A 20402-nucleotide genomic window follows, 5' to 3' on the forward strand; every position below is an offset into this window, starting at 1 on the left:
AAGGTGACTGCCATGGATTTACGCAAAGCACTGTATACCGCAAAGCAAGTAAGAGAAGGGGAAGTGGGCGCTGCCGCCAATGCGGGCGTGACACTCTATGAGCTGATGGAAAGAGCAGGGCGCGCCACATTCGCTGTGATTCTTAACTATTACCCAGCGGTATCACGCTTATGTGTGGTGTGTGGCAAAGGAAACAATGGCGGTGATGGCTATGTGGTTGCGCGATTAGCTCGTCAGCAAGGTTTACATGTGATGCTCATTCAAAGCGGCGATGCAGAGAGTTTAAGCGGAGATGCCAAACAAGCGCAGCAAGCATGGCAAGACGCTGGAGGAGAAATATCTGACACCGCCAGCCTCAACGTGGCACTTTCGGACTGCGATTTGGTGGTTGACGCTCTACTGGGTACAGGACTAGCTGGCGCTGTTCGTGATGAGATGGCTAAGGTGATGGATGCGGTCAACCTCGCGGGTAAACCGATTGTGTCCGTGGATATTCCGTCCGGACTTTGTGCTGATACCGGCCAAGCGCTTCCTGACGCCATTCATGCCGATCACACCATCACCTTCATTGGCACCAAACAAGGACTCGTCACGGGAAAAGCGAGAGCGTTTTGTGGAGCGATACATTTTGCTGATCTTGGCGTCGGTGCTGAATTTGCCAAATTGGTTCCGAGTTTCAAGATGACGATTGAGCGCGATGAGATTGCTCAATGGCGACTTACCAGAGACCGCTGCGCTCATAAAGGTGACCATGGACGTGTTGTGTTGATCGGGGGTAACCGTGGCATGTCTGGGGCAATCTCATTAGCGGCAACCGCTTGCGCGCGCAGTGGCGCAGGTTTGGTGGCCGCACTGACGCATCCAGAATCCGCCTTGCCGCTGCAAATCCATTGCCCTGAAGTGATGACGCTGGGCTATAACGAAGACAAGAAAGAACTCGAAAAGAAACTCGACTGGGCTGATCTACTCGTGGTGGGACCGGGTTTAGGAACCGATGAATGGGCAAAAAAACGTTGGAACGACATTGCCAATTTCCAAGGCCCAATGGTGTTAGATGCCGATGGTTTGAACTGGCTTGCGCGCTACCCAAACCACAATGATCGGCGCATTATTACCCCGCATCCGGGAGAAGCCGCAAGGTTGCTCGGCTGTAGCGTTAATGAAGTCGAAGCCGATCGATTTGCCGCGATTTCGGTATTGCAAAGCCAATACGGAGGCGTCGTGGTCCTTAAGGGGGCAGGAACCCTGATTTGCGATGGTACACAGACTTTCGTGTGTAACGCTGGCAACCCTGGCATGGCTTCTGGGGGAATGGGCGATGTGCTTTCCGGTGTGATCGGTGCGTTATTAGCACAGAAGCTGCCATTATTGAGAGCCGCATCGCTCGGCGTGCTTTTACACAGTTGTGCGGCGGATATCTGCGCGGAACAAGATGGGGAGATAGGCTTGCTTGCTTCCGATCTGCTGCTGAAGATACGCCAGCTAAACAACACAAACCCACATTGAATAACACATACCAATATAGGTTTATTGGGCAAGGGTGTTGGTCACTTGCTATTTATGTGGGCGGGATGTTTAGCGTGATGAGATAACTATCTGGCTACTGCTCCGCCTAAGTTTAAATCGGTTGGCCATTTGGTGATGCGATTACCACCAAGAAAAATATGCCCTTTGACCGTCATTTTGTTGGGAAACTCGGTGATAGCAGAACCGCCGATGTACAGATTTCCTTCGATGATGATGTTCTCTGGAAGTGCTGTGAGGGGGGTTCGTATAACGCTCAAATCACCTTTGACTCTAAGTCCGTTTGGTAGTTTTTCGAGTGGTGTGTCCGTGAGATTCAAATAGCCACCGAGCTTTACGCCGCCAGGCCAGTTCTTTATCTTTGAACCCAGTAAATTGGCGTAGCCTGTGATCGAAGTTCCAGCGTAGATTGTGGCAAGCTCGCTGTTGCTTGCTTCGAGGCTGCCCTCAATCTTGAGCTCTTTGGGCAGTGCTTTTATGCTGGTGCTGCCAATGTTTAAGTTCCCCTTAACGGTTAAGCTTTCTGGCAGAGAGGTGTATGGTTTATTGCGCAAATCAAGATTGCCATAATTATCAAGGTGATTGAGAATTTGGTAATAGTCGAGTGGAGTGGCGACAGCTAGAGCAGTAAAGAGTGATGTCAATAAAGTGGCGAGAAATCGTTTCATAGCGGTATGGCTACTTCCAGTCGCAGAGTGAAATACATCGGGGTATGTTGGCATTGTAGCTTACAAAGCTTGATTGGAGAGAAAGAGATGAGTAAAAAATTGATCGCTGTACAAAGCTTTAGAGCCTCCGCTTGGAAGAGTCTAGTGGGAAGTGGGTGCTTGCTGCTAATAATGGCAACACACAGCTCATTAGTGGTGGCGAAAACGAGTTCAACGGGAGACAAAGTAGTGGCAGTGGTCGCTGCTGGAGAGGCATCCCGTTTACGCGTCTGTTACTACCAAGACCAAGCGTATTCATTGGGCGCCGTTTTAAGCGTTGAAGGGGTAATTATTGAATGTGTAGCAGAGAAGAGTTTTGAAACTAATGGGGCGCTACGTTGGCAAAAGCTGCAAAGAAAAGACGAGCCAAAACAATAAGGCTCGTCATCCAATCATGGTGAGATCGCATCACTAACGAGATAGAGAGCGACTCTTCAATTCAAAAATCAGTTTTTCTGCGCTGACTTCAAATTTAAAGCGTGCTTTCAGTTCAGTGGCGTTATCGGCTAGTTCGCTGGTGTTGTATTCCACGTTTTCGTTGACCGCTTTGGCAAGCTCAACATACTTAGCAAACTCGGCTTCTAGCAATTCTTTCGAGCTGGCGTAGATAGTGACATCAGCAACGTCGTCGCCTTCTTTGATGATAAAGCCAATCTCACCCGCGCAGCCACAGGCTTCGCATACTTGGGTTTCTTCGTGTTCAATGCTCATAACGAATTCTCACTTAAAAAAGGGATTATACTCAAGACGCTTTTATTCTACATAAATAATTGGAACATCTTGGATAAAAAAATATCGGTATGCTATGTTGTAATGTGAGCGGTTTGATAAGAGATAAGATTAGTTCTTGTTAATGTAGGATGTGATCGGAATCAATTATTTGCTGGATTTCACATTTTAACAACTGAGGAATCTCTCCCAGTGAGTTGCACGTAGCAGGATTTTATAAGAGTATCTCGTGATAAATTATTTTTACATAATCTATCGCTATCAATTGAGTAAAAACGCAGAGCTTAATATTAAACTGTCTGCATTAATTGCTATTACTTAAGTTTCATATTCTGTGCGTTTGGTTCGATCAAAGACATACGTCTGCAAACTTGTTTTACAGTATCCCGTGATAAAAAAGTAGGTTTATTTATTTTGGGAGTATTGTTTTTGATTATTGGTTGATAACGATTTTCATTCTGACCTCAGACTTTGAGTCAGATGGATTTACAAAGAGAAGAGCTAAAATATGCCAAAGCGTAGCAAAGAAGATACCGAAATCACTATTCAAAAAATCATGGATGCCGTTGTTGATCAGTTGCTGAGACTGGGTTATGACAAAATGTCATACACGACCCTAAGTCAGCAAACAGGTGTTTCACGCACAGGTATAAGTCACCATTTCCCTAAGAAAACAGACTTTACCGCTGCACTAGACGGCCGAATTTTCAAACTGTTTGTTGAGCACCTAGAGTTCAACAAAGGTTTGGATGAATTTTCAAACAGCTGGATTATCGCACTGGAAGATGAGCAGTTCCGTGCCATCCTGCGTCTACTATTCCATCATATTGTGATTGCAGAGCGAGCTCATGAGTTCGCGGCAAACGGTATTGATCGCCTTTACAAAATGGCGGAAAGTCAATTTGGCGAAGGCAGCGAAAAAGAGCTGGAATGGCTCTTTGGTAAGTCGCTTGTTCGTATTAGCCAATAAGCACAAAGAAATATAAAAAAGCTCCAAACGGAGCTTTTTTTATGTCTTATGATGGCGTTGATTGCCGGCTCTCTGCTTAAGCGGCAGGATGAACCAAAGGAAAGCCTAAGGTCGGATGGCGGCCTATAAGCGCCTTATAGCCGTATACAGAGGCAATAACGTCAGGTGTTAATGCTTGTTCTGGCGCGTTGTCAGTAACGATCTTACCGTCGTTGAGGATAACTAACCGATCTGAGTACTGGGCGGCGAGGTTGAGATCGTGGAGTACAATAATGACAGCTGCGTTATGATCTTTTGCAAGTGTTCGGGCGATACTCAAAGTATTGTGCTGGTGAGCAAGATCGAGGGCAGAAGTAGGCTCATCAAGCATCAGTATCTTTTGCTCACCTGCTTGGTCAAGTTGGGTCAACACCCTTGCGAGATGTAACCGCTGCTTTTCCCCACCGGATAACGCTGGATAAAGGCTCTCGGATAGGTGCCAGACATCAGTCAACTGCATATATTTTTTCGCCACTTCTTGCACTTCATCATGGGAGAGCGAAAGCGGTATTGCCCCTAGTTCAACCACTTCTTTCGCTAAAAATGGAAAAGTGAGTGAGCTGCTTTGCGGCAGCAAACCAAGGTGTCGTGATAACTTTGCTGGGTTCCAGCGAGAGGTTGCTTTGCCAAAGTACTCTATGGCGTGTGACGATGGTATTTCCCCACTGAGCAGCTTCAGTAACGTACTTTTCCCAGCTCCATTTGGACCAAGTAATGCGACAACTTCTCCTGCACGGAACTCAATGTTAACTTGGTCTAAAACACGACGTTGTCCGTATTGAAGCGTCAGGTTTTTTCCACGAAGAACCACAGAATTGTTCACAGTATTCTCCCTTTCTGTTTAAACAGCAGGTAAATAAAGAAAGGTGCACCAATGGCGGCGGTGACGATGCCAACAGGCAGTTCTGCAGGCGCGACAGCGATGCGCGCGACCATGTCGGCTAGGGTTAACAGCAGAGCGCCAAGTAAAGCCGAAAGTGGGATCAGCTTACGATGGTCTGGCCCTGCCAGCATGCGTCCAAGGTGAGGGATAACAAGGCCTATAAAACCGATGGCCCCACAAATGCTCACTGTGATGCCAACCCCCACCGCGGAGAAAATGATCAATCCACGTTTTAACGTTTGAACCTCTATCCCTAAGTGTCGAGCTTCGGATTCACCAAGAAGCAAGGCATTGAGTGGCATCGCTTTGCCAAAGAAGTAACTATAAAGGATGGCAAACGTCACCGCTGCGAGAGTGATCGAGCTCCAATTAGCGGCCGCAAGAGAGCCCATCGACCATAGAGAAAGATCGCGTAGCGTTTGGTCGTCAGCGAGGAAGTTCAAATAACCAATTGCAGCCCCCGAAATGGCGCTAATGGCGACACCCGCAAGAAGCATGATGGTGACGGAAGTGCCAAACTGATTAGACCCCATTTTGTAAACAAGAGCCGTTGCCAACGCGCCACCAATAAAACTGGCGACAGGTAGCACGGCAAGGTTCATCACGGACGTGCTAAACAGAGCGACTTGAGACAGCGCGACAATAGCGATGGCGCCACCGAGCGCAGCACCTGCTGAAACGCCAATGATTCCAGGTTCTGCAAGAGGGTTACGAAAAAGTCCCTGCATAACTACGCCACACAGCGCGAGGATAGCGCCAATAAACATGCACAGTAACGTGCGGGGCAAGCGAATTTCTCGGATCACCACATCGATATGTGGTGCGAGTTCCCCAAACTGGAACAAACTCGCGAGTGTATCAGTAGCACTGATGTTCATAGGGCCAACCGTCACGGAGAAAATGGCGGTCAGAGTAAGCGCCGACATCAGTGCAGCGACGCAAGTAGTAAGTGAAATATGACGTAGCATCTTTTGTGATTATTGGGTGTAAAGTAGTTGGTTAAGGCGTTTGGCTTCCGCTAGGCTTTTTAGACCAAGCCCACCCACCAGAGCAGAACCATCGATAGTGATGATCTGTTTGTTTTTACCCGCTGGAGTCGCAGCGAGTAGCGGCATCATTTTAATGATCGCCTCTGGTCCGCCCAACTTCTCATAGCTACGGCCACTCACCAAAATAACATCAGGTTGCATCTCTACCATTGCTTCGGCAGACAGAGGCTTATAGGAAGTAATTTTATCGGCGGCGGGATTAATGGCGCCTGCTAAATCGATGATGGCGTTTGGAGTGGTTTCATTGCCAGCCACGTTGGCGGCGCGCCCTTCATGGATGAGCAGGAACAGGACTTTCTTCTTGGTTTGTCGGGCCGGTTGGTTACCCTCTAAACTGACGATTTGGCGATCCACCATCGCTTTGAGCTCTTTTGCTTCATCGGTTTTGTTCAAAATGGTGGCTATTTGATCGATGCGAGCTTTAAGCCCTTCAACATTCGCGTCTGTGTTAACGACCTCAATTTGTACACCGGTTGATTTTAGCTGTTGCAGTACAGGGGCTGGGCCCATTTCGTCTGAGCCAATCAGCTTGGTTGGAGACAAAGCGAGTAGACCTTCTGCAGAAAGACGACGGTGGTAGCCGATTTTGGGTAACACATGCCCATCAGGGAGTTGGCTCGTGACATCGATAGCGACCAGCAATTGCTCGGCTTTTAGTGCCAAAATCAGCTCAGTAACTGCGCTGCCAGCACTGATAACTCGTTCCTGAGCGGCCTGAAGTGGTGTAGCGATAGTGGCTGTGAGCAAAATCATGCTTAGGCAAAATGGTGTTAATTTCTTCATTCCTGAAATCTCTTTACTGGGGTTGTTCAGTCAGTAACTGCGTTGCTTTTATGCCTTTTTCCTGTAAGAAGGCCAATAGCGTCACTAGGTGTTGAATGTCTGCGGTTTTTTCTGCGCCAATAATCACGGGTTTATCCGTCTGTTTTGTTTCTTCGGTCAGCGCTAAGGTAAAGTTTTGCCAATCGATGTAGCGTTTACCGTTGATGGCCCAATGTGGCTCATCTTGCAATATGTTGATGGTGATCGATTGTTTATCCACTGCGGCGACGGCTTGTGAATCGCTGCTCGGCAAATCGACCTCAATGGACTCAAGCTTGACCGCTGCCGTCAACATCAGAAACACCATGACGATAAAAATAATGTCGAGTAAAGGTGTGAGATCCGGCGTTAGACCAAAATGTTCATTTGAACGTGGCGCTTTAATCATGAATCGCAACCTGTTTTTGAGTGTTCAACGTTTGCTGCTGTGCAATGTGTTTACCGGGTGCGATATGCTGCAGTGAAACGCCTTCCAACCATAAGTTGACGTAGTTAAGGCTATGCTCAAGTTTAGACATGACGCGATCCGCCCATAGCCCTAGAAGTTGCGCACTGGCGATAGCTGGAAGTGCAATCAATAGCCCCGCTGCGGTGGTTCTCATCGCTAACCCTAAGCCCTCGGCCAAGTCATTAGGTGTGATATTGCCGGTTGAAGCAGCAACGCCTTTAAACATCTCGATTAGGCCTAAAACCGTACCCAACAATCCGAGTAGTGGGCTGATCACACCAATTAGGGTGAGCAAGCGAAGTCCTGAGTGGAGTTGGTGACGTTTCTCTTGTAGCCACATGCCAGCGGCATCTTCACGCAGTGATTTCGCGAAATCATGGTGAGCCAGCAACATGGCGACACCACGGTAAAGTAATGGTTTTTTGTTTGCCAACGTTTCGGCTAGCTGTTCAATTTCTCGGCTGTTCGTTGGCGAAATTTGATTCAACTGTTGGCGAATGGCACGTTTACCAACGCCAATACTAAGTGCGACTTGAATCAAACGTTCTAGTACGATCATGACCGTCAGTGCTGAGCAAAAAATAAGGGGCCAAGCCATAAGGCCAAGTTGGTTTTGAAGTTGTATTAGTTGTTGCATGTTTATTCCAAAGAAAAACGAACGGGAACTTTAACGCGTGACGGCATTTTTATGCCATTCTCGCTGTGCGGCGAAAATCGCCACTGTTTAATTGCCTTTTGTGCTGCGTCATCAAGCACTTGAGCACCGCTAGAATTAATCAGCAGTAGCTTAACTAGGTGGCCTTGCTCATCTAACCAGATTTCAAACAATGCGGTGCCTTCAATCCCTCGTTTTTGGGCAACTCGCGGGTATTTGGGCTGCACAGGTTTTTGCATGAAGCTTGGTTTTTCAATCAATACAGGTTTGCTCGTTGCGCCTTGTGCAATTGGTGTTGGAGGTGGCGTTTCCAATTGTTTTTGTTCTTTATCCGGTGTTTTTTTAACTTCTTTTTCAACGGATTTTGAAGTCATGTTTTCCGTTGTCTCGGTCTTCTTTTTCGGTGTTGTGATAGGTTGTTTGGGCTCTGTTTTCACCGCTCTTTTTTCCACCGGAACCACTTTTTTCACCGGTGAAGGTTTCTCTTCGGTTTTTTTTTCTTGCAATGGTTTTTGCTCTGTCGGCTTTTCTTGTTGAGGCGTCTTTTTTGGGGGTGACTGTTTCTCAACAGGTTTGACTGGGGTTGGGCGAGAAACCAAATTGACAGCCACTGTGGGAGATTCACTACCAGTGTTCGTTTGCAATTGAATTTGAGGCTCTTCAGCAGAGAGAAGAGCAGCGTGCAACATCAGAGAGAGCGAACCCGCAAAAACGTATCTGGGCAAATTCATGATGTCGTGTTTCCGAAAATCTAAAATCTGGGCGAGATTATTACTCACATTGCAAATAATATCAATTATCAATTGCATTATCATTTAACTAATTTTATGATCCAAACAGTTTTAGATATCTGCCTGCTAAGCCTTATTCTGCGGGCAATAAGCGAGTGAGTATGACGCTTAAATTAAATAAGTATGATCAATCTATTCTGGGTGTTGATAGTCCAGATCCACTGAGGTTTGCTTTTGCTCAAAAACATTCAGCACATGCTGGTGGAATGAGTAGACCAATCGCCCAGACACAAATGGGTGAACGGTTTCGGATGCTTACATCTAATGATGAAGTGTCGAGAAATAAACGCTGCCTCTACATCCACATTCCATTTTGTCGCGTGCGTTGTACCTTCTGTAACTTTTTCCAAAATGCAGCAAGTCGCCAACTGGTTGATGGGTACTTCAATACTTTGTTGAAGGAAATAGAGCAGAAAGCAGCGCTTCCTTGGACGCAAAGCGGTGTTTTTCATGCGGTGTATATTGGGGGAGGGACGCCGACTGATCTTTCTCCCAAACAAGTAAAACAGCTAGGTGAAGCGATACGTTCTCGATTTCCCCTTTCTGCGGATTGTGAAATTACATTGGAAGGTCGCATTAATCGCTTCAAGGACGAGATGTATGACAGTGCGATTCAGGGAGGCTTTAACCGCTTTTCTTTTGGTGTGCAGAGCTTTAATACTGTGGTTCGCCGCAGTGCAAAGCGTCTAGATGATAGAGAACAAGTGCTTGCCAGGCTAAGCGAACTGGCGAGTTACGATCAAGCACCAGTGATCGTTGATCTACTCTACGGACTGCCGCACCAAACGCGCGAAATACTTGAGCAAGATTTGCAAGATTTTCTCTCCACTGGCGCACATGGTTTAGACCTCTATCAATTGGTGATAGGTGGTACTGCACCGATGCTCAATCTCGTGGAAAAAGGGAAATTACCTCCGCCAGCAACTACGCCACAGAAAGCGAGTATGTATGAGCTTGGGGTGAACTTTATGCAGAAACACCACCTCAAACAGTTAAGTGTGAATCACTGGGCAACGGACAATCGAGAACGAAGCTTGTATAACAGTTTGGCGAAAACGTATGCAGAAGTACTCCCTATTGGTTGTGGTGCTGGTGGTTCCATCGGCGGATTTGGCATGATGCAACATCGAAGCCTAGAGGCGTATATGGCGATGGTTGAGCAAGGGCAAACGCCATTAATGATGATGACTCAGCAACATCCATTGGAAGCGATTTTCGCCGCGCTCAAATCTGGATTTGATCGTGGCGTTGTGATGGCTGATAAGTTGCCTGAGTTCATGGGCGACAACGTCTTTGATTTTCTTCAACCTCTATTCCGACTTTGGCAAGAGAGAGGGTTGGTTGAGCTGAATGAGCGTAGTGCCACATTGACGTTGGCGGGCAGTTTTTGGTCCGTTTCCTTGGCACAAGCGTGTATTCAAATACTAAGCTCAGAATACCAAAACGCTGAACAAACACACGCGATTGCTTTGTAACCCAACGTCTAGCGCAAAAATAAAAACATAGGAATATCAATGAACTCTTTACATACTCAAGTCGCTGAACTTCTTCAGCAAGAGCCGACATTATTACCTGCAGCGATGGCAGAGCGTCTAGCAACATCAGAGCTGGAGATTGTACGTGCTCTACCGAACGATATGGCCACCATGGTCGATGGTGGTTTAGCGCAATCCATCTTAGAAAACTTAGTCGATTTCGGCCCTGTGACGACGATTGTTCACGCCTTTGGTTCGATTTTTGAAGTAAAAGCGCCATTTCCAAAAGGAAAAGAGGCAAGAGGCTACTACAACCTGATGGGCAAACAAGGTGAGTTACATGGTCACTTAAAGTTGGATAATGTCGCGGCGATTGCTCTCGTGAGCAAACCATTTATGGGCAAAGAAAGCCACTACTTTGGTTTTTTCTCTGAGAGTGGCGAAAATATTTTCAAGATTTATCTTGGTCGCGATGAAAAGCGTGAGTTGCTTCCAGAGCAAGTGAGTCGCTTTCACGCAATGAAAACCGAGTTCGCGCAATAAGTTCGCAGTTATAAAAATAATTAATAGAGGAGAGAGTCATGGATCAGCAGGTAAAACAAGAACGGTTACAAGGTCGCTTAGAGCCGGAAATCAAAGAGTTTCGTCACGAGCGTCAAACGTTGCAACTTGCGACGGTAGATTCGGATGGTCGTCCAAACGTGAGTTATGCGCCTTTTGTACAGAATCAAGAAGGGTACTTTGTTTTGATCTCGAAAATTGCGCGTCATGCACGTAACCTGCTTGAAAACCCGCAAGTGTCTTTGATGATGATTGAAGATGAAGAATCGGCAAAGCAGCTGTTTGCTCGCAAGCGTCTTACATTTGATGCAATTGCCTGTGTCGTTGAGCGTGATAGTGAACTTTGGCATCAAGTGATTGCGCAAATGGAAGCTCGATTCGGAGAGATTGTCTCAGGGCTTAGCCAGCTAGAGGACTTTGTGTTGTTCAACCTGAAAGCTGAGCGTGGCCTGTTTGTAAAAGGCTTTGGTCAGGCGTATCAAGTTTCGGGAGATGATCTGGTTGATTTTGTTCACCTTCAAGAAGGGCATCGTCAGATCTCCAACGGATAACTGAAGCAAGTTTGAACGCGTCAGATTCTCCAACTTAAATTCTCCAACAAAAACAAGGGAGCTCAGTTATACTGACTCCCTTTTTCAATGGCGAAAAAACGAATAATGAAACCTGTAACCAAGCAGCTTGATGAACTGTGCTACCCATTTATTTATGAAGACAGTCCTGTCTGTGATTTTGAGATCAGTGCCGATGAGCTTTGTAGTCGAGTTGGCTTGTTGCTGACCATGGAACTACCGGATCTTGTTCGTGATATTCTGACGCGAGTTCAACCGAACATTTATCACCTAAATGGTTCCGTGCGAGGAAAGTTGGCCATTGATGAGGCGATGATTGCTGAACTTAAAGAGGACTATCAAATACTACGCAAAGAGTTAAGTGGTGGCTTTGCTGGCTTTGTTCTACCGGGCGGCCATGCGGTGTCTGCCCAGTTACATCTATGCCGATGCCAAGCAAAGAAGGTGGTGAGAGCATTGGTGATGATTGAACATTCGGCGAAGAAATCACCCGAAGCGATTTTATTTCGCTATGGCAATCTATTAGCAAACGTCATGTATGCCTTGGCTTCTTACACCAATCAATATTATCAGGTGCAAGAAACCGAGTTTGTCAGTAAAAGCTATTCAATGCCATCGCCCGACAAGTCGCAACGTTAAACTGCGGCCGTTTTCTTCTTATTCTGCTCAATCGATTTAGCGCCGCGAAGCATGGCTTCTATTAGCTCACCAGCATTGAACTTTGACAGTGCTTCATGTGCGCCGACTTGGTGAGCTCTATCAACACAAATCTCACTCGAAAGAGAAGTGTGTAAAATGCGGTAAGAGCGATTCAACTGCGGATCGTTCTGTACTTCGAAGGCAAGCTCATAGCCGTCTAAGCCTGGCATTTCAATATCGCTCACTAAAAGATCAATTGGCTTACCTCGGCCTGCCTCAGATCGCATTAACTGCAGGGCATCTAGGCCGTTTTTGCAGATCTGATAGCCGATGTTAATACCGTCGAGCGCATCACTGAGTTGTTTACGTGCGATGGAAGAGTCATCCACTAGCAGGATATTTAACGCTTTGAGTCTTTCGCGCTCAACATCCGTCAGCATCGGAATATTTGCATTCTCGAATTGCGGGTAGATCTTTGAGAGGAGCAACTCCACATCGAGCATCTGAACAATTTCGTTATTATAGCGCGTGATACCAGTAACGAAGATATTGTGGCCTGCACTTGCTGGAGGTGTTTCAATAGAACGCCAATCACAATCAATGATCTTCTCAATCGAACGCACCATAAATGCCACCACAGTACGCAAGCAGTCTGTTACGATCAGATAGCTATTTTTGTACTCTGATTTGTCGATGGGGCGAAAGCCAATCGCTGCTGACATGTCGATGACAGGAACCGTCAGGTTGCGAATTGTAACGGTGCCGATGACATGACGATGAGAATAGGGCAATTGTGTCATGGGTAGGTATGGCACGATTTCCCTAACTTTGAGCGTACCAATGGCAAAATTCTGCTTTAGGCTCAGTTTGAACACCAGCATTCCTTGCGACTGATTTGCTTTACTTGGGGTTTTAGCCATGGTGATACCTTGTTATCTATTTCTACGCTTCAATCTTACTTTATAATTCTAGTCCAGCAAGGGCTAAAGCAAAGTTAAAGCGTATGGTCGTGTGTTTAGATCAAATTAATGACCGATTCCTGCCTTTAGGTTACACTTGCGCGTTTTTTATTTTAGGGGGTGTTTGATGGCCAACACAGCAGCAGCGATTCACATTTTGGTGAAGCATAAAGAGCAAGCGGAAGATATTATCGCTCAGTTGAAGAAAGGAGCGAAATTTCATGTGCTTGCGAAGAAGCATTCACTTTGCCCTTCGGGTAAACGTGGGGGTGACCTTGGTGAGTTCAAACGTGGCCAGATGGTACCTCAGTTCGATAAAGTTTGCTTTACCGGTGAAGTTTTGACGCCACACTTAGTTAAAACCAAGTTCGGTTGGCACGTGTTGAAAGTGCTGTACAGAACCTAATGCCCTACCTTGCTATTGATTGAATGCTGTATTCGCGGCCGGTAACAATAAGTGGTTGGGTATCGCAAATAAATCAAGTTAAGACGCAGCCAGATGGCTGCGTTTCTGCGTTTATAGCTTTTGGAAATTGCCTCTCATCCCTCGATAAAAAATGAGCTATTTCGGGATCTTATCGACACTTTTTTCGTTAGAGATCGCTATGCTAAAGATAACGCATTGCGCAAAAGGGTGAGGCTATGAAATACAAACATATCTTGGTTGCCTTGGAGATTTCAGACGACAGCACCGTGCTGATTGACCGAGCCGTTGAAATGGCGAGCTACTTTGGTTCAGAGATTTCCTTTATTCACATTGATGGGACTCATGGGGAGATTTATCGTGAACTCGTCGACTTGAATGTCGATCCGACGCAAAGGCCGCTCACAGAACATTCAATGGAGTGTTTAAGAAGCTTTAGCGATTATATGGAACACCCATTGAAGCACTTTTTTGTCGGGACTGGCGATCTAGGCGACAAACTTGAAGTCACCATCAAAGAGCACGAAGTTGACCTACTTATCTGCGGTCATCACCATAACTTCTGGAGCAAAATCATCTCGTATTCAAGAACGTTGGTGAACAAATCTCCTGTGGATATTTTGGTGGTGCCAATCTACGATTAGCCCAGCCATGATCCTAAGAGCCGCCTGCTAAACAGGCGGCTTTTTTGTCTGAGTTTAACTCCGTGTGAAATCATGCATAAATGCGTACATTCTTCCCATCGCTTGATAAAAGTAATTAGATTTCGTGGTGAAAATCAAAATACAAGTCTTTTAACGCCAATTTGGAGGAATAGTTTGCCTAGTGTGGAGATATTGAATTACACAGTTATATAAATACAGTTCGCTTTATTCGTGCGATTGGTTTTAGCGGTTTTGTGACTTGAAACATAAGATTAGAAAATCATCTAACATCAATAAGATATGTTGATGTTTAATGTGAAGGGTCGATTATTTTCAAGGAGTGAAAGTGTGAAATGGCAACCATCTGTGGTGAAAGAGCTAGCACGTGGGGTTGATTTTGAAACTATCTGTGTTGGACCTAGTGTTCATACCTATAGTGTTGAATGGTTTAAAGAGTTCAAACAGTTAAGTAGGATAACATTCAAAACGTTTAGCCAGTTTGCCGAGGAAGTGGGTACTCTTGATCTCGTCAATTCAATTGACGAGAATGCATACAACAGCTGGTTTAAGTCAGGGAAAGGTAACAGATTTCCCAATGGGAAGTATGACTATTTAGATACTTGGCATGCGCTGATTTCGGCTGTTTGCGAAGATGAAGCATTAGCAGAACAATGGCTTGAAGCATTTAAAAATGCCGAAAGTTTGCCCAGAACACCTCTTCCCAAATCTGATAGGATTGGAAAAGAAAAACAAGAAACTGAACAAGTGTCTACTGCGTCTATACGCCATCCAGATAAACGCAATAGGAGTTATCTTTTTATAGGCGGCTCGCTTTTAATAATAATCAGTCTAGCATTGTTTTTTTCTGGCGGGAAAAGTGGAGAACAAGTCGCCTTTGAAGGACAAACTGAGGAAAATACTAATGTGGGACTCAAAGGAAATATCACAATGCTTGACTCAGTAGAGCCATCTGATACTAAACTTCAGCCGAAGTTAGTGGCTAGTGATAAACGTTTTCCCGGACTTGTCAACCAAATATACTTAATAGGAAATGAATACAATGTTCCTCCATCAATACCGACAGGAGATATAATTGGTGAATATGTAGTCGAAGATTTGCAACGTTTTGGATTTAATCAAATTAAAGAGAGTCCACGTATCATGGCGATGATTAGTGATCGAGGTGTCGGTAGTCTATATTCTGGTCAAATAAAAGTAACAGAGTCTGGTATACATGTATTTTCACTCGACTATACGGCGGGAAATCATCTAATTAATCAGCTCGGGAGGGATTGTCTAATTTCGCTTGGTATAGGTAATGATATAAAGAATTGGACGGTGCCTATCGGTCTGGGCGAGAAGTTAAATTTATATTATACGAGCAGCTTGCACTCTGGCTATCATAACTTTAGTTTGTGGATAGCATGTGAAGATGTTCGTGGAAAAAACGCTGAACAACATTTAAGAACTTTGGTTGGCAGTAGCGTATCGCTTTCAATGAAATCTCCTAACAGTGCTCATCCAGTTAAAGTCTCTAACTTTCTATTCTCTAGAGTTACTGGGAATCTTTAACTTTTATGTCGATAGCGAAATTTTCAGCGGCAGCGTATTTTCTGCCGCATTTGAGAGTCGCGTTTTATTGACTTAGTTTTTCAAATGAAGCTGATTTTCATTAAGCCAAGCATTCTTACAATCACATTTCGGCATTGATTTAATTTCAAACTCTCCAGTTACCCTATAGTGCTCAAAAATATCGTAAATCATCGGACTACAGCGCTTGCAGTTCGCTGGAATAGCGATAGGCGTAGGGGTGTCATGAAAACGTCCCAATGATAGTGGCCACCCTTTTTGTTTAGCCTGATTGAGAATCTCAGCGATACTCCACAGGGTAGGAGGAGTAAAATGCCCTCTTAAAAATTCTCTCTCGAGAGGTGTATGTTCGCTAACAAATGCACATGAAAGGGCAATTTCATCCACTCCTAACTCTACTAAATAAGAAATAGTATCGAGAGCTTCGTGCATTGCTTTGATTTCACTGAGTCCTGGTGCTTTGAGAAAAACATAGACATAGACCTTAACCCCCATAGTTTTAAGTAATGTTACTTTTTGTTCGAAGAGTTGTTTCGATATTCCCTTATTGAGCAGTTGGTTCCGTATATAGTCGTCCTGGCTTTCGAATCCGATACCTATAACCAGCTGTTTACCATTAAGTTGCTCTATGGCTCTTAAAATATCGACTTTGTGTATAAAATTTGGGTAACACTCTACTAGCAGCTCTGTTATCGAGTGATGCCGTGAAACATAATCGAATACACTTTCTTGGAACGAAATTGGGAGCTCAGTTCTTGGAAAAAAGCTGCCGCCATTGAATATGGTCAGTCGTTGGCAATCTATGAGGGTCGGTTGGTGATAACTCAGCATCGCTTTGTAGACATCTCCTTTTAATGCCCAGCTTTTATAATTGGTTTCCCTAGAACCATTGAGAGTTTTAGTCAGTTGAGGGAAAGAGCAAAAAGTGCAAGCGGCTCCTTTTTTAGAACGCCAGTAAACACATCCTCCTCCGGGCACTAATAAGGTCCCTTGGCTAAGAATTTGTTTCTCTTGAAAATGATAGAACTGTTGTGTAAACGCATCGAAATGATATGTAGATAGGTCCATTAGAGTATCTCGTTATGAAATGACTCAAACAAGCTACTTTTGGTTCTCATTTCTGTATTGGTACTCTAGTAGTACAGTACTACTATCAGTAACTTACGGTTAGGACTGTACTGTTGCTGTACCTCGATTATCTCGGTTTGAATTTTTAGAATATTTGTAAAAATTCACAGGAGATCAAATATGAGAGTTACACAGTTTTCTTTAAATCGTACAGAGGAAGTGGTCGCTTTAGAAAAAAGAGTTTGGGGGGCACAAGGTGCAACTAAAGAACTAGTTTTGTCACGATTTGAAACATTTCCTAGAGGAAGTGTGATCGCTTTGGACGACAAGGACAGAGTTGTAGGTTACGCTGCTGTACAAAAAGTGTCCCACATTTGTGCTGATAGTTGGTATCAACAAACAGACAATGGGCTCAGTATTAAAACACATTTATCTAATGGTCATATTCTCTATGGAATTGGGATGGCCGGAGAACAATGTGGTGTTGGTTCGTCAATGATCGAATATGTCTACAGTGCATTCATTCAAACTGGAGAGTGTGCACTGTTAGCATTGGGCAGTAGAGTTCCTGGGTATAGAAACTGGTTTAATAAAACTGGTGAGAGTGTTAGGTCTTACATCCAACAAAAACGTTCAGATGGCTTCTCAATTGATCCTGAATTGTTTTTATATCAGAAAAATGGCTTTGAGATTTTATATGAGATATCTGAATATTTTGATTGTGATAAGAGCCTTAACAATGGCGTGATGATAATAAAAATGTAATGGACCGAGCGACAGTTTTCTGTCGCAAAAATTGTGTGTGAAGAATGGAATGATTGATAGTAAGAAAAAAATTGAGCGAGCTTTACGGAAAACGCTGAGTGATCCAACTAAATGGGGGAATGTGCTGGATGTACTCATACAGGAAACCGGAAGTAAAAAAGGGATTATTCTCCAAAGAGAGGTAAATACTGGAATGCTAATGCTTCCCAAAAACTTACCTGAAGAACTTTCTAAACCGCTTTTAAGGGGCTTCACTGAACATCAGATGATGGAGTATGAAAGCCATTATGCTGAGAGTGATCCATGGACCGAAATTGAGTTGCGCTTTCTATCGACTGAACCGTACGCTTTATCGAGTTATTTACCGCTTAACGAGCTTAAAAAACATCCTCTTTATGAATGGTTAGAACCACAAAAAATTACCGATACTGTAGTAATGGATATATACAGGGACGGAGATTATTGGGTTGCTGTCAACTTGTTTTTTGATGTCAACGACTTTGAAGTGAGAAAGTATTGCATTGATCTTCTTAGTGAAAGTAAGACAATATTACAAACAGCATGGTATGCTCTAATAAAAAGTTACACTTTACCAAATGTTTCTCAACCAATGGCATTCTTCCTAGAACGTAGTGATAAGGCTGAGATTATCATTAATGTAACTGGCAGAGTTTTAGCGTTTAGTGAGCAGGCAAAAAACGTATTGAAAGAGAATGATTTTCCAATAAAAATAAAATCAGGAAAAATATTTATTCGCAATAAATTGTTAAGTAAACAGTTTATGTTTATATTGCAAAGTTCATTCGAAAGGTGTGAAGAAACGGAATCATTTCAGCTTGGAGACTATCATTTTAATCTTACTAATCTAAATAACCATGTCGATATTGTTGGTAAAGATCATGGTTTAAAACTGTTGAGTTTTAATGATATCTGCTCTATACAATTAGAAAACACACCAATTTGGGAGAGTGATGTATTGACTAATAGGGAAAAAGACTTAGTTAAGGTACTTGCTCAAGGGGGAAGGGTCGTTGATTTTCAGAAAAAATACAATATCGCTAAGAGCACTGCACATAATTGTTGGTCTAAAGTAAAAGATAAGCTAAATATATCTGATAGATCTCAACTTTTTGGTGGAAAAATAAATAGATTTCCACCCGATAAGATAGAAGATATGGACAGGTGACTACTGTATGAAATTGTTGTGCTATCAGCTAAATATTTGTCGCAAGATTATTTTAGTTGCGTAAAATAATAACCACTTAAAACCTTATCGCTTGGCAGATGGGTAAAGTCTCCGATTGGTTTTTCTGAATTTTAGCTCCGACTCTTCGTAAATTAACTATTGAGCAACAAAGCCATTATGATTTGGTTTTGATTTTCATAGGCACTCTTTATATGTTGTTTGATGTTTAATCATGTTATGACTGCTATCTGTTAAACACACTTTATTTAGGTGTGAAGATAAAATTATGCGAAAAAATATCTTCTATTTTATTGAGCGATTTAAGTAAAGAGTAACTAGTTACTTTTTTAGATGTCATACATCAACTATGTTGATAGTGCTACATAATTGTCATTTTTTTGATTACTTGTTTTACTATTCCTTATATAAGGTGAAAGATAGCTATGGTTAATTGAACATTGATATTTATGGAGAGACTGAATATGTTGAAAACTATGTTCACCCTAAGAGTGTCCCTTCTCTGCTTCTTCTTGGTTGCTTGTGGTGGTGGTGGTGGTGGTGGTGAGAGCAATGCTCCAATTTCAGATTCTGGTTCTGATAAAACCAACGAGACAAAAATTGGCAAGTTGAAATCATTGTCTGAAATAAATGGAGAGCTTACATCTCTTGACGGTTATCTATTTGCCAATGAAAATGGGATTTATCATTGGTCAGACAATCTGACAGCTGAATTTATTGATATTGTTTTACTTCGACCTGATGGTGAACGCTCCACTTATAGTTTCGACCGACATCAGTATGGTAAAGGTTTATACACTAATTTACCTCTAGATTCATCGAGAGACATAGTGCCGATGACAGACAATGGGTTTTACTATAGAGAAATAACTGCTCCAGTAGAAAAAAAAGGAGATTACTATTTTTCTACAATCTTGGGTGTAAATGAAGATGGAAGTGATAATTTTCAAGATTGGATGATGAATTTTGGCGTTGATGGTGCTCCTGAATTCATAAAAGTAACGTTAAGTGAACCAGCATGTAATCAGGTTTATACAATTAATCATACTTGTAATATAGGTTGGACCTATGCTGCCAACCTAAATAACAATGATGCAAGTGATGATATTCATGAAAGTGGCTTACCATTCGATAAACTATATAGTAAATCCTATAGCGAATATGCGACCTACATAAATGAGACGGCAGGATTGTTAGTTGATGGTTATTGGTATGGGGTAACTGATCAGAATGATAGTCAAATTAGCTTTGTCATTGTTAATCCTCGTAGAGAAAAAACCTATGTTGATATAAACGTTAATGATTCATTAGGCAGTCCAGTTCGTAGTATTGCTGCAACAACACTACGTTATCATCCACAACTAAATACCATATTTTTTGTCGCACGGGATCCCGCTCCTAGTTATATTAGTCGTAATTTAGAATATATAGTTGGTGGATACAATATTGATGAAGGGAAGTTGCAATGGACAGTGACTAAATCCAGTAATTACCATGATATTATGTCAGCGATTGCTTTGGCGAAAGATGGTATTTACATCCTTTCAGATGACTTGGGATTGCCTTGTTACTATGACAGCAAGAACAATACGGTTAGCAAACTAGAGGTGGATGTACCTTCAGCTCGAATTCCATTCATAGTAGGGCAGCCTTATATGTTACCGAATGGAAACTTCTTTTACGTAGAAAAAATTTACAATTGGGATCTAAGAGAGAACAGAGTCATGTTTGGACAGATCCAGTAGTACGGGTGTTCTTCACCATAACTTCTGGAGCAAGATCATCTCGTATTCAAAAACGTTGGTGAACAAATCTCCCGTAGATATTTTGGTGGTGCCAATCTTCGATTAGCCAAGCCATGATCCTAAGAGCCGCCTGCTAAACAGG

General features: G+C 43.5%; 23 protein-coding genes and 1 pseudogene. 14 read left to right on the top strand and 10 right to left on the bottom strand.

All coding sequences use genetic code 11. The features are described 5' to 3' along the window. The first annotated feature begins 3 nt into the window (after positions 1 to 3). Entirely contained in the window at positions 4 to 1506 is a 1503-nt protein-coding gene (locus LZU85_RS02145; protein WP_237286252.1) for an NAD(P)H-hydrate dehydratase, read from the top strand. 86 nt (positions 1507 to 1592) lie between these two features. Here the strand turns inward: LZU85_RS02145 and LZU85_RS02150 are convergent, their stop codons facing one another. Continuing rightward, positions 1593 to 2192: a hypothetical protein gene (locus LZU85_RS02150; RefSeq protein WP_237286253.1), complete on the bottom strand. Its 600-nt coding sequence runs from the start codon at positions 2190 to 2192 to the stop codon at positions 1593 to 1595. An 87-nt stretch (positions 2193 to 2279) separates the two neighbouring features. Here LZU85_RS02150 and LZU85_RS02155 point away from each other — a divergent pair, with 87 nt between their 5' ends. Further along, positions 2280 to 2609 carry a DUF1496 domain-containing protein gene (locus tag LZU85_RS02155; protein WP_419795948.1) on the top strand — a complete coding sequence of 110 codons (330 nt, stop codon included), beginning with the start codon at positions 2280 to 2282 and terminating at the stop codon, positions 2607 to 2609. A gap of 33 nt (positions 2610 to 2642) precedes the next feature. Here LZU85_RS02155 and LZU85_RS02160 read toward each other — a convergent pair whose 3' ends face one another. Beyond that, a complete protein-coding gene (locus tag LZU85_RS02160; protein WP_176297041.1) occupies positions 2643 to 2942 on the bottom strand; it encodes a YfcZ/YiiS family protein in 300 nt (99 codons plus the stop codon). Between the two features lie 526 nt (positions 2943 to 3468). Here LZU85_RS02160 and LZU85_RS02165 point away from each other — a divergent pair. Beyond that, positions 3469 to 3930, top strand: a complete 462-nt coding sequence (locus LZU85_RS02165) for a TetR/AcrR family transcriptional regulator (RefSeq protein WP_176297042.1) — start codon at positions 3469 to 3471, stop codon at positions 3928 to 3930. Positions 3931 to 4006: 76 nt separating this feature from the next. On the opposite strand, the gene LZU85_RS02170 is transcribed toward LZU85_RS02165, so the two are convergent. The 6 genes from LZU85_RS02170 to LZU85_RS02195 are packed head-to-tail and all read right to left on the bottom strand — an operon-like array spanning position 4007 to position 8557. After that, entirely contained in the window at positions 4007 to 4792 is a 786-nt protein-coding gene (locus tag LZU85_RS02170) for a heme ABC transporter ATP-binding protein (protein ID WP_176297043.1), read from the bottom strand. Continuing rightward, a complete protein-coding gene (locus LZU85_RS02175) occupies positions 4789 to 5820 on the bottom strand; it encodes a FecCD family ABC transporter permease (RefSeq protein WP_419795949.1) in 1032 nt (343 codons plus the stop codon). The genes LZU85_RS02170 and LZU85_RS02175 overlap by 4 nt, the downstream gene beginning before the upstream one ends. Positions 5821 to 5829: 9 nt before the next feature. Continuing rightward, a complete protein-coding gene (locus LZU85_RS02180; RefSeq protein ID WP_237286480.1) occupies positions 5830 to 6654 on the bottom strand; it encodes a heme/hemin ABC transporter substrate-binding protein in 825 nt (274 codons plus the stop codon). Between the two features lie 43 nt (positions 6655 to 6697). Continuing rightward, positions 6698 to 7111 (bottom strand): ExbD/TolR family protein, encoded by a 414-nt coding sequence (locus LZU85_RS02185; protein WP_176297046.1) that lies wholly within the window; start codon positions 7109 to 7111, stop codon positions 6698 to 6700. Continuing rightward, on the bottom strand, positions 7104 to 7808 hold the full coding sequence (locus tag LZU85_RS02190; protein WP_176297047.1) for a MotA/TolQ/ExbB proton channel family protein: 705 nt from the start codon (positions 7806 to 7808) through the stop codon (positions 7104 to 7106). Before LZU85_RS02190 ends, LZU85_RS02185 begins: the two co-directional genes overlap by 8 nt. A 2-nt stretch (positions 7809 to 7810) precedes the next feature. After that, positions 7811 to 8557 (bottom strand): energy transducer TonB, encoded by a 747-nt coding sequence (locus LZU85_RS02195; protein ID WP_237286254.1) that lies wholly within the window; start codon positions 8555 to 8557, stop codon positions 7811 to 7813. Between the two features lie 161 nt (positions 8558 to 8718). Between LZU85_RS02195 and hutW the strand changes: the two genes are divergently transcribed. The 4 genes from hutW to LZU85_RS02215 all read left to right on the top strand — a co-directional run bounded on the left by hutW (position 8719) and on the right by LZU85_RS02215 (position 11861). Then, the gene (gene hutW / locus LZU85_RS02200; protein ID WP_176297049.1) at positions 8719 to 10092 is read left to right on the top strand and encodes a heme anaerobic degradation radical SAM methyltransferase ChuW/HutW; all 1374 of its coding nucleotides are present in this window, start codon (positions 8719 to 8721) and stop codon (positions 10090 to 10092) included. A gap of 39 nt (positions 10093 to 10131) precedes the next feature. After that, on the top strand, positions 10132 to 10635 hold the full coding sequence (hutX, locus tag LZU85_RS02205; RefSeq protein WP_072610919.1) for a heme utilization cystosolic carrier protein HutX: 504 nt from the start codon (positions 10132 to 10134) through the stop codon (positions 10633 to 10635). 38 nt (positions 10636 to 10673) lie between these two features. Further along, positions 10674 to 11204, top strand: a complete 531-nt coding sequence (gene hutZ / locus LZU85_RS02210; protein ID WP_072610918.1) for a heme utilization protein HutZ — start codon at positions 10674 to 10676, stop codon at positions 11202 to 11204. A 105-nt stretch (positions 11205 to 11309) separates the two neighbouring features. Then, entirely contained in the window at positions 11310 to 11861 is a 552-nt protein-coding gene (locus LZU85_RS02215; protein ID WP_237286255.1) for an ATP:cob(I)alamin adenosyltransferase, read from the top strand. On the opposite strand, the gene LZU85_RS02220 is transcribed toward LZU85_RS02215, so the two are convergent. Next, positions 11858 to 12781, bottom strand: a complete 924-nt coding sequence (locus LZU85_RS02220; RefSeq protein WP_176297052.1) for a chemotaxis protein — start codon at positions 12779 to 12781, stop codon at positions 11858 to 11860. The two genes, LZU85_RS02215 and LZU85_RS02220, sit on opposite strands and share 4 nt — an antisense overlap. A 166-nt stretch (positions 12782 to 12947) precedes the next feature. Here LZU85_RS02220 and ppiC point away from each other — a divergent pair, with 166 nt between their 5' ends. From ppiC to LZU85_RS02235, 3 genes are all read left to right on the top strand, one after another. Continuing rightward, positions 12948 to 13226 (top strand): peptidylprolyl isomerase PpiC, encoded by a 279-nt coding sequence (gene ppiC, locus LZU85_RS02225; protein ID WP_176297053.1) that lies wholly within the window; start codon positions 12948 to 12950, stop codon positions 13224 to 13226. Positions 13227 to 13462: 236 nt separating this feature from the next. Further along, positions 13463 to 13888: a universal stress protein gene (locus tag LZU85_RS02230; protein ID WP_237286256.1), complete on the top strand. Its 426-nt coding sequence runs from the start codon at positions 13463 to 13465 to the stop codon at positions 13886 to 13888. 348 nt (positions 13889 to 14236) lie between these two features. Beyond that, a complete protein-coding gene (locus LZU85_RS02235; protein WP_237286257.1) occupies positions 14237 to 15460 on the top strand; it encodes a hypothetical protein in 1224 nt (407 codons plus the stop codon). A 72-nt stretch (positions 15461 to 15532) separates the two neighbouring features. On the opposite strand, the gene LZU85_RS02240 is transcribed toward LZU85_RS02235, so the two are convergent. Further along, entirely contained in the window at positions 15533 to 16546 is a 1014-nt protein-coding gene (locus tag LZU85_RS02240) for a hypothetical protein (protein ID WP_237286258.1), read from the bottom strand. Between the two features lie 180 nt (positions 16547 to 16726). Here LZU85_RS02240 and LZU85_RS02245 point away from each other — a divergent pair, with 180 nt between their 5' ends. The 4 genes and pseudogenes from LZU85_RS02245 to LZU85_RS02260 form a co-directional block, all read left to right on the top strand. Continuing rightward, a complete protein-coding gene (locus LZU85_RS02245) occupies positions 16727 to 17311 on the top strand; it encodes a hypothetical protein (protein WP_237286259.1) in 585 nt (194 codons plus the stop codon). Between the two features lie 49 nt (positions 17312 to 17360). Then, the gene (locus tag LZU85_RS02250) at positions 17361 to 18497 is read left to right on the top strand and encodes a hypothetical protein (protein WP_237286260.1); all 1137 of its coding nucleotides are present in this window, start codon (positions 17361 to 17363) and stop codon (positions 18495 to 18497) included. A 482-nt stretch (positions 18498 to 18979) separates the two neighbouring features. Beyond that, positions 18980 to 20260, top strand: a complete 1281-nt coding sequence (locus LZU85_RS02255; RefSeq protein ID WP_237286261.1) for a hypothetical protein — start codon at positions 18980 to 18982, stop codon at positions 20258 to 20260. 13 nt (positions 20261 to 20273) lie between these two features. Next, a pseudogene (locus tag LZU85_RS02260) lies at positions 20274 to 20366 on the top strand (universal stress global response regulator UspA); the annotation flags it as partial. Positions 20367 to 20402: the final 36 nt, after the last annotated feature.

Origin of the sequence: Vibrio floridensis, from assembly GCF_021852965.1 — a bacterium.
Classification (GTDB): Bacteria; Pseudomonadota; Gammaproteobacteria; order Enterobacterales; family Vibrionaceae; genus Vibrio; species Vibrio floridensis.

Excerpts from the sequence above, each read along its gene's own strand:
- LZU85_RS02195 (WP_237286254.1), bottom strand. The coding sequence starts at position 8,557 with ATGAATTTGCCCAGATACGTTTTTGCGGGTTCGCTCTCTCTGATGTTG.
- LZU85_RS02190 (WP_176297047.1), bottom strand. The coding sequence starts at position 7,808 with ATGCAACAACTAATACAACTTCAAAACCAACTTGGCCTTATGGCTTGG.
- LZU85_RS02220 (WP_176297052.1), bottom strand. The coding sequence starts at position 12,781 with ATGGCTAAAACCCCAAGTAAAGCAAATCAGTCGCAAGGAATGCTGGTG.
- LZU85_RS02230 (WP_237286256.1), top strand. The coding sequence starts at position 13,463 with ATGAAATACAAACATATCTTGGTTGCCTTGGAGATTTCAGACGACAGC.
- LZU85_RS02180 (WP_237286480.1), bottom strand. The coding sequence starts at position 6,654 with ATGATTTTGCTCACAGCCACTATCGCTACACCACTTCAGGCCGCTCAG.
- hutZ (WP_072610918.1), top strand. The coding sequence starts at position 10,674 with ATGGATCAGCAGGTAAAACAAGAACGGTTACAAGGTCGCTTAGAGCCG.
- LZU85_RS02150 (WP_237286253.1), bottom strand. The coding sequence starts at position 2,192 with ATGAAACGATTTCTCGCCACTTTATTGACATCACTCTTTACTGCTCTA.
- LZU85_RS02160 (WP_176297041.1), bottom strand. The coding sequence starts at position 2,942 with ATGAGCATTGAACACGAAGAAACCCAAGTATGCGAAGCCTGTGGCTGC.
- LZU85_RS02255 (WP_237286261.1), top strand. The coding sequence starts at position 18,980 with ATGTTGAAAACTATGTTCACCCTAAGAGTGTCCCTTCTCTGCTTCTTC.
- LZU85_RS02185 (WP_176297046.1), bottom strand. The coding sequence starts at position 7,111 with ATGATTAAAGCGCCACGTTCAAATGAACATTTTGGTCTAACGCCGGAT.
- LZU85_RS02245 (WP_237286259.1), top strand. The coding sequence starts at position 16,727 with ATGAGAGTTACACAGTTTTCTTTAAATCGTACAGAGGAAGTGGTCGCT.
- hutW (WP_176297049.1), top strand. The coding sequence starts at position 8,719 with ATGACGCTTAAATTAAATAAGTATGATCAATCTATTCTGGGTGTTGAT.
- LZU85_RS02175 (WP_419795949.1), bottom strand. The coding sequence starts at position 5,820 with ATGCTACGTCATATTTCACTTACTACTTGCGTCGCTGCACTGATGTCG.
- ppiC (WP_176297053.1), top strand. The coding sequence starts at position 12,948 with ATGGCCAACACAGCAGCAGCGATTCACATTTTGGTGAAGCATAAAGAG.
- LZU85_RS02155 (WP_419795948.1), top strand. The coding sequence starts at position 2,280 with ATGAGTAAAAAATTGATCGCTGTACAAAGCTTTAGAGCCTCCGCTTGG.
- LZU85_RS02215 (WP_237286255.1), top strand. The coding sequence starts at position 11,310 with ATGAAACCTGTAACCAAGCAGCTTGATGAACTGTGCTACCCATTTATT.
- hutX (WP_072610919.1), top strand. The coding sequence starts at position 10,132 with ATGAACTCTTTACATACTCAAGTCGCTGAACTTCTTCAGCAAGAGCCG.
- LZU85_RS02250 (WP_237286260.1), top strand. The coding sequence starts at position 17,361 with ATGATTGATAGTAAGAAAAAAATTGAGCGAGCTTTACGGAAAACGCTG.
- LZU85_RS02240 (WP_237286258.1), bottom strand. The coding sequence starts at position 16,546 with ATGGACCTATCTACATATCATTTCGATGCGTTTACACAACAGTTCTAT.
- LZU85_RS02165 (WP_176297042.1), top strand. The coding sequence starts at position 3,469 with ATGCCAAAGCGTAGCAAAGAAGATACCGAAATCACTATTCAAAAAATC.